We start from the raw sequence: 1538 nt of genomic DNA, 5'->3' as shown, positions 1-1538 counted from the left end.
TGTAACGTTGAAGTAGAAATGTCCGAGTGCGGCTGAAGTAGAAATGTCCTCGTTCGGAGTCTGTTCGCTACGTTGCGAGCCGACCCGTTGCCGGAGCGAGGACGTGCTGAACATGAGCCAGAACGATCGAGATCGAGTGGTGGTGCTGCACCAGGTGCAGCAACGACAGCTCTCCATCAGCGAGGCGGCCCGCCGCCTCCATGTGGGCGTGCGCCACATGCGGCGCATGGTGCGCCGGTTCGAACGGGAAGGAGACGGAAGCGTGGTCCACGGGCTGCGGGACCAGCCCTCCAACCGCCGGATCGCGGGTGGTACGCGGGAAGCGGCGCTGGCGCGAGCGCGCGACCCGCTCTACCACGACTTCGGCCCCACCCTGCTGAGCGAGCACCTGGCGAGAGGCCCCGCAGGAATCAGCGTGTGCCCCGCGACGCTGAGGCTGTGGATGATCGAAGCGGGGCTCTGGGTGCCCGCGAAGCGCGGGAAGCGGCACCGCCGGCGTCGTGAGCGCAGAGCCGCGGTCGGGGAGATGGTGCTGATGGACACGTCCATCCACGCATGGCTCGAGAAGCGCTCGGACGAGGAGATGGTGCTGATCGCCTTGATCGACGATGCCACCAGCCGGCTCCACGCGCGCTTCTTCCCTCGCGACACGGGGGCGGCGAACCGGCGGATGATCGTGGACTACATTGCCGAGCACGGGCGGATGGGCGCGCTCTACACCGACGCGGCTTCGCACTTCGACGCCCACTTCCGGAAAGCCGAGCGGGAGGCGGCAGACCTGCCGAAGGCGCTCACGTTGATCAGGCGTGCCCTCGACGCCCTGGACATCGAGTTGATCATCGCCCTCTCACCCCAGGCCAAGGGTCGGGTGGAGCGCCTCTTCAAGACGCTCCAGGACCGGCTGATCAAGGAGATGAGGATCGCCGGGATCACTTCCATGGTGGAGGCGAACCGCTTCCTCGACGAAACGTTCATCCCGTTCTGGTCCGGACGCTTCACCGTGCTCCCGGCTTCTTCCGCCGATGCCCACCGCGAGCTCCCCGCCGGGGTAGACCTGCTTCGCCTATTCGCCGAAACGGACCAGCGGGTCGTCCGCAACGACTTCACGTTCCGCTACCGCAACCAGCACTATCAGATCGGAGCGGCCGAGGCCGACGGCGCGATGCCGACCAGCCGAGTCACCATCGAGCATCGGCTCGACGGCACCACGCGCTACCGCTGGCGCGAGCACGACCTTGCGCCTCTGCCGATCCACGAGAGACCGCCGCCGGCGGCTCTGCCGTCACCGCCAGCCCCGTTGCCAGCTCGTGCGCCAGGTGGCGCGGCAGGCAAACCCGTGCCACCCACGCATCCCTGGAGAAAGAACCCGCTGCGGGTGGGGCGTGGTCGCTTCACGCCTTTACCAAACGTGGCCTACGCGCCTGCGGCGCTACAGCCCGACACCCCCTCGGAAGGGGATGTTTTATCACTTTCACTTTGAGCCGGGTAGGACATTTCTACTTCACTCCCAACTAGGGCTTTTCTATTTCAACGGAACA

Annotated in this window: 1 protein-coding gene; it reads left to right on the top strand. The window is 66.1% G+C overall.

Annotated features, from left to right (window positions below):
- Window positions 1–112 precede the first annotated feature (112 nt).
- Window positions 113–1480 (top strand): ISNCY family transposase, encoded by a 1368-nt coding sequence (locus VE944_RS08575; RefSeq protein ID WP_324975182.1) that lies wholly within the window; start codon window positions 113–115, stop codon window positions 1478–1480.
- Window positions 1481–1538 lie beyond the last annotated feature (58 nt).

Origin of the sequence: Nostoc sp. (assembly GCF_035638895.1) — a bacterium.
Taxonomy (GTDB): domain Bacteria; phylum Cyanobacteriota; class Cyanobacteriia; order Cyanobacteriales; family Nostocaceae; genus Nostoc.
Note: the sequence above shows the minus strand (reverse complement) of the source record. Positions and strands in the feature narration are given on the sequence as shown.

Coding starts and splice junctions, on each gene's coding strand:
- VE944_RS08575 (WP_324975182.1), top strand. CDS start 113: ATGAGCCAGAACGATCGAGATCGAGTGGTGGTGCTGCACCAGGTGCAG.